The sequence below is a fragment of the Streptomyces sp. SAI-135 genome (assembly GCF_029893805.1).
Taxonomy (GTDB): domain Bacteria; phylum Actinomycetota; class Actinomycetes; order Streptomycetales; family Streptomycetaceae; genus Streptomyces.
The window spans coordinates 6,213,566-6,230,844 of sequence record NZ_JARXYP010000002.1; the positions used below are offsets into that span (position 1 = coordinate 6,213,566).

General features: G+C 72.2%; 17 protein-coding genes. 10 read left to right on the forward strand and 7 right to left on the reverse strand.

Annotated features, from left to right (window positions below; translation table 11 throughout):
* Positions 1-73: 73 nt before the first annotated feature.
* Positions 74-3,952, reverse strand: coding sequence for a polarized growth protein Scy (gene scy / locus M2163_RS32845; RefSeq protein ID WP_280895765.1), 3,879 nt, complete (start codon positions 3,950-3,952; stop codon positions 74-76).
* A gap of 209 nt (positions 3,953-4,161) precedes the next feature.
* Positions 4,162-4,602 carry a methylmalonyl-CoA epimerase gene (mce, locus tag M2163_RS32850; protein WP_280849268.1) on the reverse strand — a complete coding sequence of 147 codons (441 nt, stop codon included), beginning with the start codon at positions 4,600-4,602 and terminating at the stop codon, positions 4,162-4,164.
* Positions 4,603-4,750: 148 nt separating this feature from the next.
* Between mce and M2163_RS32855 the strand changes: the two genes are divergently transcribed.
* The 3 genes from M2163_RS32855 (at position 4,751) to M2163_RS32865 (ending at position 8,256) form a co-directional block, all read left to right on the forward strand.
* Positions 4,751-5,953, forward strand: coding sequence for an acetyl-CoA C-acetyltransferase (locus tag M2163_RS32855; protein WP_280849266.1), 1,203 nt, complete (start codon positions 4,751-4,753; stop codon positions 5,951-5,953).
* Positions 5,954-5,987: 34 nt separating this feature from the next.
* A complete protein-coding gene (gene meaB, locus M2163_RS32860; RefSeq protein WP_280849265.1) occupies positions 5,988-6,944 on the forward strand; it encodes a methylmalonyl Co-A mutase-associated GTPase MeaB in 957 nt (318 codons plus the stop codon).
* A gap of 124 nt (positions 6,945-7,068) precedes the next feature.
* A complete protein-coding gene (locus M2163_RS32865) occupies positions 7,069-8,256 on the forward strand; it encodes an MFS transporter (RefSeq protein ID WP_280849264.1) in 1,188 nt (395 codons plus the stop codon).
* 8 nt (positions 8,257-8,264) lie between these two features.
* On the opposite strand, the gene M2163_RS32870 is transcribed toward M2163_RS32865, so the two are convergent.
* Positions 8,265-8,915 carry a PepSY domain-containing protein gene (locus M2163_RS32870; protein WP_280849263.1) on the reverse strand — a complete coding sequence of 217 codons (651 nt, stop codon included), beginning with the start codon at positions 8,913-8,915 and terminating at the stop codon, positions 8,265-8,267.
* A gap of 144 nt (positions 8,916-9,059) precedes the next feature.
* On the opposite strand from M2163_RS32870, the gene M2163_RS32875 reads away from it, so the two are divergent.
* Together M2163_RS32875 and M2163_RS32880 are read left to right on the forward strand one after the other, a co-directional pair.
* Positions 9,060-9,728 (forward strand): response regulator transcription factor, encoded by a 669-nt coding sequence (locus tag M2163_RS32875; protein ID WP_280849262.1) that lies wholly within the window; start codon positions 9,060-9,062, stop codon positions 9,726-9,728.
* On the forward strand, positions 9,725-11,152 hold the full coding sequence (locus tag M2163_RS32880; protein ID WP_280849261.1) for a HAMP domain-containing sensor histidine kinase: 1,428 nt from the start codon (positions 9,725-9,727) through the stop codon (positions 11,150-11,152). The genes M2163_RS32875 and M2163_RS32880 overlap by 4 nt, the downstream gene beginning before the upstream one ends.
* Before the next feature lie 13 nt (positions 11,153-11,165).
* Here M2163_RS32880 and M2163_RS32885 read toward each other — a convergent pair whose 3' ends face one another.
* The 4 genes from M2163_RS32885 to M2163_RS32900 form a co-directional block, all read right to left on the reverse strand.
* Entirely contained in the window at positions 11,166-11,642 is a 477-nt protein-coding gene (locus M2163_RS32885) for a MarR family transcriptional regulator (protein WP_037721509.1), read from the reverse strand.
* Positions 11,643-11,734: 92 nt separating this feature from the next.
* Positions 11,735-12,532: an AIM24 family protein gene (locus tag M2163_RS32890; RefSeq protein ID WP_280849260.1), complete on the reverse strand. Its 798-nt coding sequence runs from the start codon at positions 12,530-12,532 to the stop codon at positions 11,735-11,737.
* On the reverse strand, positions 12,529-13,179 hold the full coding sequence (locus M2163_RS32895; protein WP_280854087.1) for an AIM24 family protein: 651 nt from the start codon (positions 13,177-13,179) through the stop codon (positions 12,529-12,531). The genes M2163_RS32890 and M2163_RS32895 overlap by 4 nt, the downstream gene beginning before the upstream one ends.
* 1 nt (position 13,180) lies before the next feature.
* Complete coding sequence (locus M2163_RS32900; protein WP_053851681.1) at positions 13,181-13,813, reverse strand: AIM24 family protein; 633 nt, start codon at positions 13,811-13,813, stop codon at positions 13,181-13,183.
* 577 nt (positions 13,814-14,390) lie between these two features.
* On the opposite strand from M2163_RS32900, the gene M2163_RS32905 reads away from it, so the two are divergent.
* The 5 genes from M2163_RS32905 to M2163_RS32925 all read left to right on the forward strand — a co-directional run bounded on the left by M2163_RS32905 (position 14,391) and on the right by M2163_RS32925 (position 17,250).
* The gene (locus M2163_RS32905) at positions 14,391-14,735 is read left to right on the forward strand and encodes a DUF3817 domain-containing protein (RefSeq protein WP_280849259.1); all 345 of its coding nucleotides are present in this window, start codon (positions 14,391-14,393) and stop codon (positions 14,733-14,735) included.
* Positions 14,732-15,025, forward strand: coding sequence for an MTH1187 family thiamine-binding protein (locus M2163_RS32910; protein WP_280895766.1), 294 nt, complete (start codon positions 14,732-14,734; stop codon positions 15,023-15,025). The genes M2163_RS32905 and M2163_RS32910 overlap by 4 nt, the downstream gene beginning before the upstream one ends.
* A 148-nt stretch (positions 15,026-15,173) precedes the next feature.
* A complete protein-coding gene (locus M2163_RS32915; protein ID WP_280895767.1) occupies positions 15,174-15,926 on the forward strand; it encodes a hypothetical protein in 753 nt (250 codons plus the stop codon).
* Positions 15,923-16,603: a DUF4166 domain-containing protein gene (locus tag M2163_RS32920; RefSeq protein WP_280849255.1), complete on the forward strand. Its 681-nt coding sequence runs from the start codon at positions 15,923-15,925 to the stop codon at positions 16,601-16,603. The genes M2163_RS32915 and M2163_RS32920 overlap by 4 nt, the downstream gene beginning before the upstream one ends.
* On the forward strand, positions 16,600-17,250 hold the full coding sequence (locus tag M2163_RS32925) for a TetR/AcrR family transcriptional regulator (protein WP_280849254.1): 651 nt from the start codon (positions 16,600-16,602) through the stop codon (positions 17,248-17,250). Before M2163_RS32920 ends, M2163_RS32925 begins: the two co-directional genes overlap by 4 nt.
* Positions 17,251-17,279 lie beyond the last annotated feature (29 nt).

Genomic DNA, 17,279 nt, shown 5'->3' on the forward strand with positions numbered 1-17,279 from the left:
GTGGCTAACCCTGGGACGGCTTGCCAAAAACTTGGTCAAAGGCCCCAGACGGCACCGGATTCCGGCCAGTCGGTCAGCTGTCCGACGGCTTACCCGAACGAGGGGCGCCGACCGCGGCGCCCGCCTTGACGCCACCGTCCTTGCCCGCCGACGGGGCCTCGAAGGATTCCAACGCCTCCAGGACGTCCTGGACACGGGAGATCTCGGTGTTGATGTCCTCACGGCGGCGGACCAGGACCTCCAGCTCGCGCTTGCCCTCCTCGACCGTGCGCTTGGCCTCGCGGATCGCCTCGGCCTTGAGCTCCTCGGCCTCCCGGACCAGCGTGGCCTTCTTCTGCTCGGCCTCCTTGAGGAGCCCCTCGGCCTTCTTGACGGCGGCGATGCGCACCTTGCCGGCCTCCGAATTGGCCTCCGAGACCAGCTCCTTGGCCTTCGCCTGCGCCTTCGCGAGCTGCTCCTCCGCGGCCTTGATGAGCGCGTCGCAGCGGTCGCCGGTGGACTTCATGGTCTCCGCGGCCTCACGGCGGGCCCGCTCGTGCAGTGCCTCGATCTCACCCGTGATGCGGTCGCGCAGCTCCTCGGCACGCTCCCTTATGGCGGTGGCGTCCCGGCGGGCACCGACGAGCAGTTCGTCCGCGTCCGTACGGGCCTTCTCCACACGCGCGTTGCCCTCGACCGTGGCCTCGGCGACCAGGCGGTCGGCCTCCTTGCGGGCCGCGCCCACCATGGTGTCGGCCTGCGCCTCCGCGTCCGCGGTGGTCTTCAGCGCCTGCTGCTGCGCCTCGGTGAGCAGCTTGTCCGCCTCGGCGGTGGTCTCCGTGATGAGCGTGTCGACCTGCTCGGCCGCCTCGGAACGCCGCTTGTTGGCGTCCTTGCGGGCCTCGTCGAGGGTGCGGTCGGCCTCCGCGCGCGCGGAGTTCACCAGCTCCTCGGCCGCGGCCGCCGCCTCCGCCCGGACCCGCTCGGCCTCGGTACGGATCCGCTCCGCGTGCTGCTGGGCCTGCCCGACCGTGTCCGCGGCCTCGGCCCGCAGCCGCTCCGCGTCCCCGGTGGCCTCGCCGATCAACTGCTCGGCCTGGGCGACCGATTCGGCCCGCACGCGCTCCGCCTCGGCGACCGTCTCCGTCCGCAGCCGGTCGGTGTCGGCGATGGTCTCCTCGGTGAGCCGCTCCGCCTCGCTGCGCGCCTCGGTGATGAGGGTGTCGGCCTGCCTGGCCGCGTCCGAGCGGATGCGGTTGGCGTCCTCGCGGGCCTCGGCCCGGGTGCGGGAGGCGTCCTGGTCGGCCTGGGCGATGGCGTCCGAGGCCTCGGTGCGCGCCCGCTGGGCGTGCTCGGACGCCTCCGAACGCAGCCGCTCCGCCTCCGCGATGGCCTCCGAGACGGTCCGCTCGGCAAGGGACTTGGCGGCGTCCGTCTCCTCGGCGGCCTCGCGCCGGATCCGGGCCGCGTCCTCGCTGGCCCGCTCCCGCTCGGAGTAGGCGTCCGACCGGACCCGGTCGGCCTCCTCCTGGGCCTCGCGCCGGGTGCGGTCGGCCGCGTGCTCGGCGGCGCTGCGCAGCCCGGTGATCTCCTCCTGCGCCTGCTCGTGCAGCCCGGCGACCGAGTCGCGCACCTGCTGGGCGTGCTGCTCGGCCGCCGACACCATCTCGCCGGCCCGCCGCTCCGCCTCCTCGACGAGACGTACGGCCTCGGCCTGCGCCTCCTCCACACGGTTGCGCGCGGAAGCCAGCAGCTCCTCGCTCTGCTCGCGGGCCCGCTCACGCTCCTGCTCGGCCTCCTGGCGGGCCGAGCCGAGGTACTCCTCGGCCTCGCGGCGGCGCCGGTTGGCCTCCTCCTGGGCCGCGGCCAGCGTCTCGGTCGCCTCGGTGGCGATCCGCTCGGCGGCGGCCTGCGCCTCCGCCCGGACCCGGTCCGCGGTGTCCTGGGCCTCGGTCTTGAGACGCTCCGCCTCGGCGGCGGCCTCGGACCGCAGCCGTACGGCGACGGCCTCGCCCTCGGCGCGGGAGGCGGACGCGTCGGACGCGGCCTCGGTGCGCAGCCGGTCGGCCTCCGCCTCGGCCTGCTGCTGGAGGGTGCGGATCCGCTCGGCCGCCTCGGTGCGCAGCCGGTCGGTCTCCTCGGCGGCCTCGCGGCGGATCCGCGCGGCCTCCTCACGGGCCTCGGTCAGGGCCTGCTCGGCGGTGGCCAGACGCTCCTCGGCCTCGGTGCGCAGCCGGGTCAGTTCCTCGGCGGCCTCGGCACGGCGTGCCTCTATGGCCCGCTCGGTCTCCTCGCGCAGCTCGCTCGCGGACCGCTCGGCGGCGGCTGCGATCTCCTCGGACAGCTCGACGGCCTCGGCGCGCTGCCGCTCCGCCTCGTTGCGGGTGCGCTCCAGGGTCTCCTCGGCCTGCCGGCGCAGCGTGGTGGCGCGCTCGATGGCCTCGGTGCGGACCTTCTCGCTGTCCGCGGTGGCGCTCTGGCGCAGCTCGTCGGCGTCCGCCTTGGCCTTGGAGAGCAGCTCCTCGGCGGTCTTGGCGGCCTCCTCGATCTGCTGGACGGCCTCCTTGCGGGCCTCCGCGCGGATCTTCTCGCCCTCGGCGACCGCGTCGGCGCGCAGCTGCTCGGCCTCGCCGCGCAGCCGGCGGGCCTCCTCCTGCAGCTCGACCGTCTTGGCGCGGTACTCCTTGGTGTCGTCCTTCGCCGTGCCCTTGAGCTGTTCGGCGATGTCGTGCGCCTCGGCGCGCAGCCGGTCCGCCTCGGCCTCCGCCTCGCGGCGGATCCGTTCGGCCTCCTCGGCGGCGGCCTTGGTGGTCCGCTGCGCGTCCTCCTGCGCCTTGTTGAGGACGTCCTCGGCGGTCTTGGCCGCCTTGGACAGCTGGGTCGCGCTCTCCTCTGCCGTGATCGTGCGGGCCTTCTCGGCGGCCTCGGTGACGATCTTCTCGGCCTCGGCGCGGGCGTCCGCGACGATCTGCTCGGCGGCCTCCTTGGTCGCCTCGGCCTCCTGGCTGGCCTCGGTGACCAGACGGGCGACCTGCTCCTTGGCCGTGCGGGTGCGCTGCTCGTTGGCGGACTCCGCGCTCGCGAGCGTCTTCTCGGCGGCCGACTTGGCCTCGGCGAGGACCTTCTCGGCCTCGGCCTGCGCCTTGCGCAGCGCCTCCTCTGCCTCCGCCATCCGCTGTTCGGCGGCCCGGCTCAGCTCGGTGGCCTGGCGGCGGGCGCTGTCCGACTCGGTCGCGGTGGAGGTGCGCAGCTGCTCGGCGTGGTCGGTGGCCTCCTGGGCCTGCGTGGAGGCGGTCTCCAGCAGCCGCTCGGCATCCGCGCGGGCCCGGCGCAGCAGCTGCTCGGCCTCCGCGCGGGCGGCCTCGGCCTCGCTCTGCAGGCGCTGGCGGGCCTCGGTGGTGACCCGCTCGGCCTCGGCACGGGCGGCCGCCATGGCCTGCTCGGCCTCCGCGCGGGACTCCTCCAGGAGCCGGCGGGCCTGCGACTCGCTGCGGGCGCGCAGCTGCTCGGCCCACGCCACGTTCTCGTTGACGTGCGACTCGACGGTCTGGCGGCGTTCGGCCAGCTCCTGGTCGAGCTGCTGGCGCCGGGTGACCGCCTCCTGGTGCAGTTCCGCCTGCAGACGCGCGGCCTGCTCGGCGTGCTCCTGGAGGATGCGCTGGGTCTGGGCGCGGACCTGGCTCAGTTCGCGCTCGGCGTCCTGGCGCAACTGGTCGGCCTGGATCTGCGCGTTCCGCAGCAACTGCTCGGCCTGGTAGCCGATGTCACCGCCGCCGAATTCGGGCCGGGACATGAGGGTGCGCCGCGCCTCGTGCAACTTGGCGCGCAGCACCTCGACCTGGTAGCCGAGGTCCTCGGCGTGCTGGATCGCCTTCTCCCGCTCGGTCTTCAGCCGATCCATCTCGGCCTCGAACCGAGAGAGGTGGTCGACGTCAGCCGCCGGCTCTCGCTCCTGGCGTTCGTAGCCCCGCACTGCGCGGTCCCATCCGTCCCCTGGTCGCAAGTCTTTCCGAACGAGCCCCGTCCATCCGCCGAACGGGGCCCCCGGGGAATGGTGTCAGATCAATGACGGAACATGGGCTGCTGCCCGCCGCTCGTCCCCCGAAACCCGGACCCCGGAAAGCGGCCACCCCCCTTCCGGGAGCGACCGCCCCCAACCCTACCGGCCCCTATGTACGAGGGTCAGTGCTCAGGTGACTCAACAGGCGCCGAAGTGACCAGTTCTGTCAGTACGCCATGGCAGTCCTTGGGGTGCAGGAAGGTGATCCGTGACCCCATGGAGCCACGTCGGGGCTCCTCGTACAGGACGCGTACGCCCTTGTCGCGGATGTCCGCGGCCTCGGTGTCGACATCGGCCGTACCGAAAGCGATGTGGTGGACGCCCTCGCCGTTCTTGTCCAGCCACTTGGCGACGGTCGAGTCGGGGCGGGTCGGCTCCAGAAGCTGCAGGTAGGAGGCGCCGCCGTCGGACGTTTCGTTGATCTTGAGCATGGCCTCGCGCACGCCCTGCTCCTCGTTGACCTCGGAGTGGAACACCTCGAAGCCGTACGTGGCCCGGTAGAACTCGACGGTCTTGTCGAGGTCGAAACAGGCGATCCCGATGTGGTCGATTCGCGTCAGCATGTAGTCAGTGCAGCGCTCGCGAAACGGTTACGCAACGTGCGCGCGATCACACCGACGGCCGGGTGACGGCACGGAGTGCCACTCAGTACATTCGAAGTAAACCCTCGTTCACTCCTCGGCAGTGCAGCCGGTAAGGGGATCGCAGCTCATGTCTGGATCGAACAGCACGACCTCGGTGATCGTCGCGGGCGCCCGTACGCCCATGGGACGACTGCTGGGCTCGCTGAAGTCCTTCTCCGGAGCCGACCTCGGCGGCTTCGCGATCAAGGCCGCCCTCGACCGTGCGGGGATCGGCGGCGACCAGGTGCAGTACGTCATCATGGGCCAGGTGCTCCAGGCCGGCGCGGGCCAGATCCCGGCCCGCCAGGCCGCGGTCAAGGCTGGCATCCCGATGAACGTCCCGGCGCTGACCATCAACAAGGTGTGCCTGTCCGGCCTGGACGCGATCGCGCTGGCCGACCAGCTCATCCGCGCCGGCGAGTTCGACGTGATCGTCGCGGGCGGCCAGGAGTCCATGACCAACGCCCCCCACCTGCTCCCGAAGTCCCGCGAGGGCTTCAAGTACGGGGCGATCGAGATGCTCGACGCCATGGCGTACGACGGTCTCACCGACGCCTTCGAGAACATTGCCATGGGCGAGTCCACGGAGAAGCACAACACCCGCCTCGGCATCCTGCGCCCCGAGCAGGACGAGTTCTCCGCCCTCTCCCACCAGCGGGCCGCCGCCGCGCAGAAGAACGGCATCTTCGAAGCCGAGATCACCCCGGTCGAGATCCCGCAGCGCAAGGGCGAGCCGGTCGTCTTCAGCAAGGACGAGGGCATCCGCGGCGACACCACCGCCGAGTCCCTCGGCAAGCTGCGCCCCGCGTTCACCCGGGACGGCACCATCACCGCCGGCAGCGCCTCGCAGATCTCCGACGGCGCGGCGGCCGTGGTCGTGATGAGCAAGGCCAAGGCGCAGGAGCTGGGCCTGGAGTGGATCGCCGAGATCGGCGCCCACGGCAATGTGGCGGGTCCGGACAACTCCCTCCAGTCCCAGCCCTCCAACGCGATCCTGCACGCCCTCAAGAAGGAGGGCCTTGAGGTCTCCGACCTCGACCTGATCGAGATCAACGAGGCCTTCGCCGCGGTCGCCGTCCAGTCGATGAAGGACCTCGGCGTGTCCACCGAAAAGGTGAACGTGAACGGCGGCGCGATCGCCCTCGGTCACCCCATCGGCATGTCCGGCGCCCGGCTCGTCCTGCACCTGGCCCTGGAGCTCAAGCGGCGCGGCGGCGGCGTCGGCGCGGCGGCCCTGTGCGGCGGCGGCGGTCAGGGTGACGCGCTGGTCGTGCGGGTACCCAAGGCCTGAGCCCCCTCAGGCAAACGCGTCGAACGGAGCTGTGATGCAGGACGTCTCCACCCTGGTGGCCCAGGCCAGGGAGGGCCGCCCACGGGCCGTGGCCCGGCTGATCTCCCTCGTGGAGGGGGCGTCCCAGCAGCTCAGGGAGGTCATGGCGGCGCTCGCCCCGCTGACCGGCAACGCGTACGTGGTGGGTCTGACGGGATCGCCCGGGGTGGGCAAGTCGACGTCCACCTCGGCCCTTGTGACCGCCTACCGCAAGCAGGGCAGACGGGTCGGCGTCCTGGCCGTCGACCCCTCGTCCCCCTTCTCCGGCGGGGCCCTGCTCGGCGACCGGGTGCGCATGTCGGAGCACGCATCCGACCCCGGCGTCTACATCCGCTCCATGGCGACCCGCGGCCACCTCGGCGGCCTCGCCTGGGCGGCCCCGCAGGCCATCCGCGTCCTGGATGCGGCCGGCTGCGAGGTGATCCTGGTCGAGACGGTCGGCGTCGGCCAGTCGGAGGTGGAGATCGCCTCCCAGGCCGACACCTCCGTGGTGCTGCTCGCCCCCGGCATGGGCGACGGCATCCAGGCCGCCAAGGCCGGAATCCTGGAGATCGGCGACGTCTACGTCGTCAACAAGGCCGACCGCGACGGCGCCGACGCGACCGCCCGCGAGCTCAACCACATGCTGGGCCTCGGCGAGTCCCGTAAGCCGGGCGACTGGCGCCCGCCGATCGTCAAGACGGTCGCCGCCCGCGCGGAGGGCGTCGACGAGGTCGTGGAAGCACTGGAGAAGCACCGCGCCTGGATGGAGGAGCGCGGTGTCCTCGCCGAGCGCCGCCGCGCCCGCGCCGCCCACGAGGTCGAGACGATCGCGGTCACCGCGCTGCGCGAACGCATCGGCGACCTGCGCGGCGACCGGCGCCTGGACGCCCTCGCGGAGAGGATCGTCGCCGGCGAGCTGGACCCCTACCGGGCGGCGGACGAACTGGTGGAGGGCCTGACCCGGGGCTGAGCCCCTGCTAGGTTGACGGGCATGTTCCTCTCCTTGGCGTAAGGCGGACACCGGCCGCGGTCGAGCACACCGCTCCCGTGGCTCCTCGGTGTCCCCTGCCACGCCTCCTTCGAGGAACTCACCCATGTCTGCCTCCTACGCGCGGCTGCTGCGCGTTCCGTATGCCCGCCGCACCTTCGCCACCGCCCTGCTCGGCAGGCTGTCGTACGGTGTCGTCCCGCTGTCCGCGATGCTCGCCGTGACCCGGTCCTCGGGCTCGTACGCGGTCGCGGGCGCCGTGCTGGCGTTCTTCGGCGCCACCGCCGTCTTCCTGACGCCCTGGCGGGCCGCCCTCGTCGACCGGTACGGGCCACGCCGGGCGCTCGTGCCCCTGCTGGCCGCCCACACCGCGCTGCTCGGCCTGCTGGCCGCCGCCGTGTGGCGTCCGGGGGCGCCGCCGTACGTCCTGGGCGCCCTCACCGCCCTCGCCGGTGCCTTCGTGCCCCCGCTCGGACCGACCATGCGCGCGGTGTGGGCGAGGCTCGCCGAGGACCGGGCGCTGCTGCGACGGGCGTACAGCCTCGACGGGATCGCCGAGGAACTGCTCTTCCTGACGGGGCCGTTGCTGGTGGGCGTCCTCGTCTCCGTCGCCCCGCCCGCCGTCGGCATCGTCGTCGGAGCGGTCCTCATCGGGGCGGGGACGCTCGGCTTCGTGGCCTCTCCCGTCGTACGGGCGATCCGCCCCGAGGCGGCCACGGCACGCCGGGGGCCGGACGGCCCGGGGGTGCTGCGCCGGGTCGGCCGCCCGGTCGGCGCGGTCACGGGCGTCGGACTCGCGATCGGCTCGCTCGACCTGCTGGTCGTGGCCTTCGCCGACCTGCACGGGCACAGCGGGGCGGGCGTGGCCTGGGTGCTGGCCGCCGTGTCCGCCGGAAGTGCCGTCGGCGGTCTGCTCAACGGCGCCCTGCCCTGGCGCGGACCCGCCGGGCCCCGGCTCGTCCTGCTGACCCTGGGCCTCGGCCTGGCACTCGTCGGCGCCGGGCTCGCCCCCGGGCTCGGCACCCTCGCCCTGGTCATGGCGGTGGCCGGGTTCTTCGTGTCCCCCGCCGTCACCACCGCGTACCTCATCGCCGACGAGACGGTGGCGCCGGAGGCGCGCACCCGGGCCGGCGCCTGGGTCAACACGGCCGTCAACGCCGGGAGTACGGCCGGCACGGCCGCGGCGGGCGCCCTGGCCGGGCACCTGCCGGTGGCCGTGTGCTTCGCGATGACGGGCGCGGCGGTCGTCCTGACGGCCCTCGCCGCGGCGAAGGGCACCGCGCCCGCGGGCTGACGCCCGGCTCAGGCGTCGTCCCCGTCGTCGTCGCGGTCCTGGGTGACCTTGGCCGAGTCGAGGGCGACCTTCCACTCGCCGTGCCTGCCGTCCTTCACGGTGTCCGCCGTCCAGGCCACGGTGCCGTGGTCGTCGTCGAGGCCGACCTCGGTCACCGTGCCCTTCGCGGCGGCGGCCAGGGCCGCCTCCCGGGCGTCGGTCTTCGCGCCCTTCACCGCGGCGAGCTCGGCCCGGTCGCCGGCGTCGTTGTCGTCGTCCGTGTCGCGCTGGGCGCCGAGCACCTTCCCGGAGTCCGGCGCGATCCGCACGTCGTACTCGGTGCCGTCGCCCTTGACGACGGTCACCTCCCACGCGTCGGCGCCGTCGTCGTCCAGGTCGGCGGAGAGGGCGGTGCCCGGGGTGTGCCTGAGGGCGGCGGCGATCGCCTCGGCCGCGGTGACACCGCTGCCGGAGACCGCCGTACGGTCCTCGGAGACGTCGTCCCGGTCGTCCGCGGAGTCGTCGGAGTCGTCGTCGCGGTCGGCGGCCTGGTGGGCGCTCGTGCTCGACTGGCGCTGCGTCGCCGTCGCGTCGTCGTCCCCCGCCGCGAAGGCCGCGACGGTGCCGCCGGTGGCCAGTGCGGCGGCGGTGAGGGTGGCGATGACGATGTTGCGCTTCATGGGGATTCCTCCAGAGCGGTCTGCTTCGTTCTGCTTGGTTCTTCTTCGTTCGCTTTCGACGACGACCAAGCTGCCCGAGATGAGCTGAAGCGGGCCTGAAGTCCCCTGAAGGCGTCTTCAGGTTCGCCCTGCGAGGCTGTACCCATGCGCCTGCTGATCGTCGAGGACGAGAAACGACTGGCCCTGTCCCTCGCCAAGGGCCTCACCGCCGAGGGCTACGCCGTCGATGTCGTCCACGACGGCCGCGAGGGGCTGCACCGGGCCGGCGAGGGGGCGTACGACCTGGTGATCCTCGACATCATGCTGCCCGGCCTCAACGGCTACCGGGTCTGCGCCGCCCTGCGCGCCGCCGGCCACGAGGTGCCGATCCTGATGCTCACCGCCAAGGACGGCGAGTACGACGAGGCCGAGGGACTGGACACCGGCGCCGACGACTACCTGACCAAGCCCTTCTCCTACGTCGTCCTCGTGGCCCGCATCAAGGCCCTGCTGCGGCGGCGCGGGAACGGCACCGGGGCCTCGCCGGTGCTGGAGACCGGGCCGCTGAGGATCGACACCGCCGCCCGCCGGGTCTTCCTCGACGGCAGCGAAGTCACCCTCACCGCCAAGGAGTTCTCGGTCCTGGAGCAGCTCGCGGTGCGGCCCGGGGAGGTGGTCTCCAAGGCGCAGATCCTGGAGCACGTCTGGGACTTCGCGTACGACGGCGACCCGAACATCGTCGAGGTGTACATCAGCACCCTGCGCCGGAAACTGGACGCGGGCCTCATCCGTACGGTCCGGGGCGCCGGGTACCGGCTGGAGGCCGGGAGATGAGACGGCTGTTCGGCTCGGTCCGGGCACGGGCCACCCTCGCCGCCACTGTGGTCGTCGCCGTGGCGCTGGTCGCGGCCGGGGCCGCCGTGCTGCTCTCCCTGCGCTCCAACCTGATCGACGAGGCGGGCACCCAGGCCGAGCGGGCCGCGCGCAAGGTGGCCGCCGACCTCTCCGGGGGCACGCCCTACACGGGTCTGGACCTGGACGACGACGAGCCGGTCCAGGTCGTCGACGGGCACGGCCGTCTGGTCGCGGCCACCGAGCACCTGGAGCGGATCAGCGGCACGGGAGTCGCCGAGGTGGAGCCGCGGCCGCCCGCCGGAGGCGCCGGCGGGACGGCGGAGCCCGGGGACTCCGACGACGACGGGGCCGAGGACGCCGACTCCGCCCTGGAGCCCGGTGAGATCGCCGACGACGTGCGGCTCACGGCCGGCTCCGCCACGATCGACGGGAAGTCCGCCGACTACCGCTTCGCGGCCGTGGAGGTCGAGGTCCCCGACAAGGGCACCCTCACCGTGTACGCGGGTGCCTCCCTGGACCCCGAACAGAGCGCGGTGGGCACCGCCCAGACCGTCATGCTGGTCGGCTTCCCGCTGCTGCTCGGTGTCGTCGCCGCCGTGACCTGGCTGGTCACCCGGCGTGCGCTGCGCCCGGTCGAGGGCATCCGCGCCGAGATGGCCGCGATCACCGCCTCCGAGGACCTGGCCCGCCGGGTCCCGGTGCCCGACACCCACGACGAGGTGGCCCGCCTCGCCCGCACCACCAACGAGACGCTGGCCGCCCTGGAGACCTCCGTCGAGCGCCAGCGCAGGTTCGTCGCCGACGCCTCGCACGAACTGCGCAGCCCGATCGCCTCGCTGCGCACCCAGCTCGAGGTGGCCGCCGCGCACCCGGAGCTGCTGGACCTGGACGGGGCGGTCGAGGACACCGTACGGCTGCAACACCTGGCCGCGGACCTGCTGTTGCTGGCCCGTCTGGACGCGGGGGAGCGGGTCGCCGACGCACGGATCGAGCTGGCGGCACTGGTGCGGGAGCGGGCCGCCGGGCGCAACGGTGTGACGGTCCGGGCGGATCCGGTGGAAGTGACGGGGTCCCGGGGGCAGTTGGAGCGGGTCCTCGACAACCTGCTGGACAACGCGCGGCGGCACGCGCGGTCGGCGGTCGCGGTGACGGTACGACGGGACGGCGACCGCCACGCGGTGGTCGGGGTCGCCGACGACGGGGACGGGGTGCCGGCCGGGGACCGGGAGCGGATCTTCGAGCGGTTCGTGCGGCTGGACGAGGCGCGGGCACGGGACGACGGCGGGGCCGGGCTGGGGCTCGCCATCGCCCGGGACGTCGCCGCCCGGCACGGCGGCACGCTCACGGTCCGCGACGCGCCAGCAGGCGGAGCCCTGTTCGAACTCCGCCTGCCGGTCGCCTAGCCGCGCCCCCGTGTCAGGGCCGTCCCCGCTGCCCGCGCAGATGCTCCGCGATCGGCGTCAGAGCCTTGTCCAGCTCCGTCAGGGACTCCGGGGGGACGAGATCGATGAAGTGCCTCCGCACAGACGCCACGTGATGGGGCGCGACCTTCTTCATCGTCTCCATGCCGTGCTCCGTCAGGACCGCGTACAGTCCGCGGCGGTCCGACTCGCAGTTCTCGCGCCGGACCAGGTCCGCGTTCTCCATGCGGGTGATCTGGTGCGAGAGCCGGCTCTTGGACTGGAGGGTGGCGGACGCGAGGTCGCTCATCCGCATCCGTACGCCCTCCGACTCGGAGAGGTTGACCAGGATCTCGTAGTCGTTCATCGTCAGGCCGAACGGCTGAAGGTCCTTCTCGAGCTGATACGTCAACAGCCTGTTGACCTCCAGGTGGGTGCGCCAGGCGCACTGCTCCGCATCGGTCAGCCAGCGCGTGGCCGTCTCGGTCTCCATGAATGAAGTCTACCTAAAAGGTTGAAAGGCGAACTAACGAGGGTCGTGTGACTGTGCGCACGCGTTCGATGTCACACTCCGCAGACTACCGCTCACAGCCCGAAGCGACGCTGGAGGTCCCCCAGCTGTCCGGGAAGGCGCGGTGCTCCCGGCTGCTGCGACTGCCCCGGGGGTACCCCGTGGCCGCCGGGCACTCCCGGCTCGGACGGAACCACCCCGGTGGCCTGCTCGGCCATCAGGACCTCGGTCGACTGGAGCAGTACGGTGCCGGCCCCCACGAACTCGAACTGGTGCTCCTCCCCGGAGGCGCCGCCCAGGCCCGTCATCGCACGTAGACCGCCCATCAGACCGGTCATGTACCCGTGGTCGTAGTGGTGGCACGGGGAGGGGCAGTCGGCCCAGCCCACAAGCGCTTGCGGGTCCACCCGGATCGGCGGCTCCATGAACACCACCGGGCCGTTGGAGGCGGCCACGAACTTTCCGGTTCCGATGAGGGTCAGAAAGCCGGGCACGATCGACTGCTTCAGCGCGAGACTTGGCTGAAAAGCGAGCAGATTGCCCGAGCGAATGGTCAGGTTGCCGTCTTCGAGGTCGTAGGAATTCACGTCGAAGGCCCGGTCGGCGAGGAGCATCTTGCCCGAGCCCTGCGCCACGACCCAGTCGCTCGCGTGCAGAGGCGAATGGAAGGACGTACGGACGAGACCGTCGAGCCGGCCGTGTCCGATGCCGTTGAAGTCCATCTGCCCGTAGTAGGCGATCATCTTCCCCTTCTGCAGGAACCACTGGCTCCCCTTGAGCTCCACGCAGAAGGTGTAGTTGTTGACGTTGTCGTCCGACGGCAGCGTCATCGGGTCGTACACGGTGGGGCCCGCGCCCGGGTAGTGGCTCACAGCTTCTCCTCCGAGGCCTGGACGTACACCACGCCGTTCCCGCTGAGTTCCAGCTGGAAGGCCTCGCCGGAACCGCGGCCCACCATGTCGCGCCAGCCGAGCGCCGTCGACAGCTTGTTGCGGACGTCACCGTAGTGGGCCACGTAGGCCTGCGGGTCGACGTGGACCGGGCGCTGCGGGGTGATCGGGACCTCGAAGACGCCGCCGTGGGCCATGACGGCCACCGAGCCGTGGCCCTTGAGCGTGGTCGTGAAGAGTCCCTGACCGCTGATCTGGCCGCGCACCATGCCCATCACCCCGCCCTGTGAGCCCATGAACATGGTGCCCTGCTGGAGGGTGCCCTCGAAGGCGAGCAGCCGGTCCGCCTCGACGAACAGCGTGTCGCCGGAGAGGTTGACGACCTGCACATGGTGTCCGCCGTGCCCGAACAGGACGGTGCCGCTGCCCTCGACGGTCATCAGGGGCGTGTCCTCGTTGGCCACACGGCGGCCGATCATCGACATGACGCCGCCCTGACCGCCCTGGATGTTCGGGGTGAAGGACACCTCGCCCCGGTACGCCAGCATCGCGCCGCGCTGGCTGAACAGGCGCTGGCCGGGCATCACCGTGGCCTCGACCATCTTGGAGTTGATCTCGCGGAAGGGCATGTCACACATCTCCCGCGATCGTGTTCCGCTCGCTGGGCTGGACATACACCAGGCCGTCGCCCTCGAAGCGGATCTGGAAGGCCTCGCCGCCGCCCTCGCCCATGAATGTGCGGAACGTCACACCGGACTGGAAGGACTGGTTGAGGTTTCCCTGGTGGGCGATGTAGGCGCCCGGGTCGACGGTGAGGGGGTACTGGCGGCTCACGCGGAGGACCACCGCGGGGCCGTCCGACATGATCGCCGCCTGTCCGTGGCCCTCCACGGTGGTGGTGAACAGGCCGTTGCCCTGCGAGGCGCCGCGCATGCCGGTGAAGCTGGTCCCGGTGCGCAGGCCCGCGTCGGTCGCGAGCAGGTTGCTCGACTCCACGTACAGCTTGTCCCCCTGGAGACTGACGAGGTTGATCTCCGAGGCCCGGTCCGCGAACCAGCACGTGCCGTGCCCTGACACCTCCATCACGGTCATCTGCTCGCCGGTGATGCGCCGGGTGACCATGCCCCGGATGCCCTCACCGCCGCCGCTGAGCTTTTTGAACTGCATCTGTCCGTCGTACGCGACCATGGAGCCGTTCTTCGCCTTCACGGCGTCTCCGGTCATGTCTACGGCGAGCACTTTGCTGCCTTGGAGTCGAAACATCGCCACGGAGTGAAGGTAGCTGGCGGGGGGTGTGTGCGGACAGAGGCGTGGGTGGGTGGGCGGGGTGCGGGTTGGGTGGGGGCGGGCGTTTTGCGCAGTTCCCCGCGCCCCTGAATGCCTGCGGCGGCCCGTGACGGCTTCGGTGGGGGCGTGCGTAGCGCATACGGCCCGGTGGTGGGGTCGGTGCCGGGGTGGGGGGTGTCCGTCCTCGGTCCGGCGGCTCGGTCGCTTCAGCTGTCCTCGGTAACGGACGCCGGCCGCTGCGGGCGGACACCCCCCACCCCGTCCCCTTGCCGCCGTACGCGACTGACGGTCCATCGTGGCGCGCCGTCCGGCCAACGGCCCGTCGTGGCGCGGCGAGGTGGCGAACGGTCCGTCGTGGCGCGGGTGACTGCAACTCCTCAGGGGTGCGGGGAACTGCGCGACCAGCCACGACGGACCCGCGCCCGCCGCACGACCGAACCCCGCACCGCCCGGCGACCCCCCGCACAAGGTTTCCCGGACTGTTTGCCACAATGGACGAACGCTTGTGCGTGCGTTCACAAGCCGTCGACGTACCTCCCACCGAAGGTGACCCGTGGACCTCAAGACAGCCTCCGCCCTCCGACGCCTCCGCCTGGTCTCCGCTCCCGAGGCGATCTCGTTCCTGCTTCTGCTCGTCTGCTCGGTGCTGAAGCGGACCACGGACTTCAACGCCGTCCCGGTGATGGGCATGGTCCACGGCGTCCTGTTCATCCTGTACTTGATCTTCTGGCTCGACGCCTGGTTCCGTGCCAAGTGGTCCGCGAAGACCGGGATCTGGTACTTCGTGCTCTCCGTGCTGCCCACCGGCGGTTTCTTCGCCGAGCGTCGGCTCAAGCGTGAGGCCGAGGACGCCGTCATCGCGTCCCGGGCCCGCCAGGAAGGGATCGTGAACGCATGATCGTCGCCTTCTCAGTGACCCCGCTCGGGGTCGGCGAGGACGTGGGGGAGCACGTCGCCGACGCGGTGCGGATCGTGCGGGAGTCGGGGCTGCCCAACCGCACCGACGCCATGTTCACCTCGATCGAGGGCGAGTGGGACGAGGTGATGGACGTCGTCCGGCGTGCCGTGGCCGCCGTGGAGGCGCGGGCGCCGCGTGTGTCGCTGGTGCTCAAGGCGGACATCCGGCCCGGTGTCACGGACGGTCTGACCTCCAAGGTGGAGACGGTGGAGCGGCACCTCGCCGGCTGACGGCACCCCCGCCGACACGACGAACCCCGGCCCGCGCGGGCCGGGGTTTTCTTGTGCCCACTGTTTGAGCGCTCGCTCAAAAACGTGTACCTTCCCGTCCAGAGAGTTTGAGCGGTCGCTCAAACAGCGAGCTCACCTGGGGGAATCAATGGGGCTCTACATAGAGACACGCATCCGTGCCGATCTCGACGACCTCTGGGCCCGAACGCAGGAGCCGTCCCGGCACCAGCGCTGGGACCTCCGCTTCACCCGGATCACCTACCTCCCGCGCGCGCAGGACGAGCCGCAGCGCTTCCGGTACGCCACGCGCGTGCTGCCCGGTCTGACCGTCGCCGGCACCGGCGTCTCCGCGGGGGAGCGGGAACGCCCCGACGGCACCCGCACCTCCGCGCTGCGCTTCTCCTCCCCGCACCCGCTCTCGCTCCTGGCGGAGGGCAGCGGCTACTGGCGTTACGTCCCCGACGGCGACGGCATCCGTTTCCTCACCGGGTACGACTACCGCCCCCGCTGGGGCCGCGTCGGCGCCGTCGCCGACCGTCTGCTCTTCCGCCCCCTGATCGGCTGGGCGACCGCCTGGTCCTTCGACCGGCTGCGGCTGTGGCTGGAGCGGGGGATCACCCCGGAGCGGGCCCTGTGGAACTGGCTGGCCGAACTCCTGGTCCGCGCCCTGGTCGTGCTCGTCGCCGGCGCCGGTCTCGGTCAGGAGCGCTTCCTGCACCTCTTCGGCCCGCTGGCGGCGTCGATGGCGTACCTCTGGCCGCTCCTCCTCGCCCTGGCCATTTCCCTGGCCCTGTTCAAGTCACCCCTGTCCGGCACCCCGGCCGCCCGTCGCTGTCTGCGCAGGCCGCCCACGCGCGCGCGTGCGCCGCGTGTCCTGCACACCCTGGAGACCCCGCGATGACCTCGATGTTCCGCACGGTGATGGGCGCCGACTTCGACCGCCTTCACCCCCAGCTGCAGCGCCGCTTCTCGGTCGGTCTGGACTCCGGCGAGGCGTGCACCGGCCGGGGCGTGATGGACCGGGTCTGGCACGGCGGGGCGTTCGTGAAGCCCTTCCTGGCCCTCGGGGCGACCCGCAACATCCTGGTGCCGAGACCGGGGCGGAACGTGCCGTTCGTGATCGAGAACGTGCCCTACGTCGACACCCACGGCCGTGAGACGGTGACCTTCGTGCGCACCTTCCGCCTGCCAGGCCGCCCCCGCCGCTTCGACGCCCAGATGGTCCTGAGCCCCAAGGGCGACCGCATCCTCGACTACCTCGGCACCCACCAGCACTTGGCCAGCGAGCTGCACTTCCGCGCCGAGCCCGACGGCTCGCTGTTGATCCGCTCGGGGGAGCACCGGTTCCGGGAGGGTGTGGTCGACGTCCGGGTGCCCGAGCTGATCGGCGCGAGTGCGGAGGTGCGGGAGTCGTACGACGACAGGACGGGCCGTTTCCGCATCCGGGTCCGGGTCGTCAACCGGTACTTCGGCCCGCTCTTCGGCTACCAGGGTTCCTTCGAGGCGACGTACAGCGACGTCACGGCCTGCGGAGTCCGCCCCGGCCTGCGTCCCGTGCGCGAGGAGGCGCGCGCGTGAGCCCCGAGAGCGCCAAGTCCCTGGAGACGAAGACCAAGCTCCTCGACGGCGCCCTGCGGACCCTCACCGAGCAGGGCATCGCGAAGACCTCCGCCCGCACGGTGGCGGCGGCCGCGGGCGTCAACCAGGCCCTCGTCTTCTACCACTTCGGCACCGTCGACGAGCTCCTGGCCGCGGCCTGCCGCTACGGGGCGGAGCGCGCGGTGGCCCGCTACCGCGAGCGGCTGGCCGCCGTGACCTCGCTGTCCGAACTCCTCGCGGTGGGCCGGAAGGTCCACGAGGAGGAGCGGGCCGGAGGGCATGTGGCCCTCCTCGGCCAGCTGCTCGCCGGCGCCCAGACCCACGCCACCCTCGGCCCCGCCACCGCGGCGGGCCTTGAACTGTGGATCGCCGAGATCGAGAAGGTCCTCACCCGGGTCCTTGCCGCCACCCCCTTCGGCGAGTTCGCCGATCCCGCGGGCCTGGCCCGGGCGGTGGCCGCGTCCTTCGTGGGCATCGAGCTGTACGAAGGGGTCGACGCGGCCGGGGCCGGCTCGGCGCTGGACGCCCTGGAGCAGCTCGGTGTGCTCGTCGCCGCGCTGGAGGACCTGGGTCCGGTGGCCCAGCGCGCGGTGCGCCACCATCTCCGGCGGACCGGCCGCCGCTGACCCCGTCCCACCCCTACCCGAGAGGACCC

Bases quoted from the DNA above. Each gene is read 5' to 3' on its own strand.
- M2163_RS32915 (WP_280895767.1), top strand. From the start codon at position 15,174: ATGGGGCTCTACATAGAGACACGCATCCGTGCCGATCTCGACGACCTC.
- M2163_RS32900 (WP_053851681.1), bottom strand. From the start codon at position 13,813: ATGTTTCGACTCCAAGGCAGCAAAGTGCTCGCCGTAGACATGACCGGA.
- mce (WP_280849268.1), bottom strand. From the start codon at position 4,602: ATGCTGACGCGAATCGACCACATCGGGATCGCCTGTTTCGACCTCGAC.
- M2163_RS32875 (WP_280849262.1), top strand. From the start codon at position 9,060: ATGCGCCTGCTGATCGTCGAGGACGAGAAACGACTGGCCCTGTCCCTC.
- M2163_RS32870 (WP_280849263.1), bottom strand. From the start codon at position 8,915: ATGAAGCGCAACATCGTCATCGCCACCCTCACCGCCGCCGCACTGGCC.
- M2163_RS32885 (WP_037721509.1), bottom strand. From the start codon at position 11,642: ATGGAGACCGAGACGGCCACGCGCTGGCTGACCGATGCGGAGCAGTGC.
- M2163_RS32880 (WP_280849261.1), top strand. From the start codon at position 9,725: ATGAGACGGCTGTTCGGCTCGGTCCGGGCACGGGCCACCCTCGCCGCC.
- M2163_RS32910 (WP_280895766.1), top strand. From the start codon at position 14,732: ATGATCGTCGCCTTCTCAGTGACCCCGCTCGGGGTCGGCGAGGACGTG.
- M2163_RS32920 (WP_280849255.1), top strand. From the start codon at position 15,923: ATGACCTCGATGTTCCGCACGGTGATGGGCGCCGACTTCGACCGCCTT.
- M2163_RS32895 (WP_280854087.1), bottom strand. From the start codon at position 13,179: ATGCCCTTCCGCGAGATCAACTCCAAGATGGTCGAGGCCACGGTGATG.
- M2163_RS32855 (WP_280849266.1), top strand. From the start codon at position 4,751: ATGTCTGGATCGAACAGCACGACCTCGGTGATCGTCGCGGGCGCCCGT.
- meaB (WP_280849265.1), top strand. From the start codon at position 5,988: ATGCAGGACGTCTCCACCCTGGTGGCCCAGGCCAGGGAGGGCCGCCCA.
- M2163_RS32865 (WP_280849264.1), top strand. From the start codon at position 7,069: ATGTCTGCCTCCTACGCGCGGCTGCTGCGCGTTCCGTATGCCCGCCGC.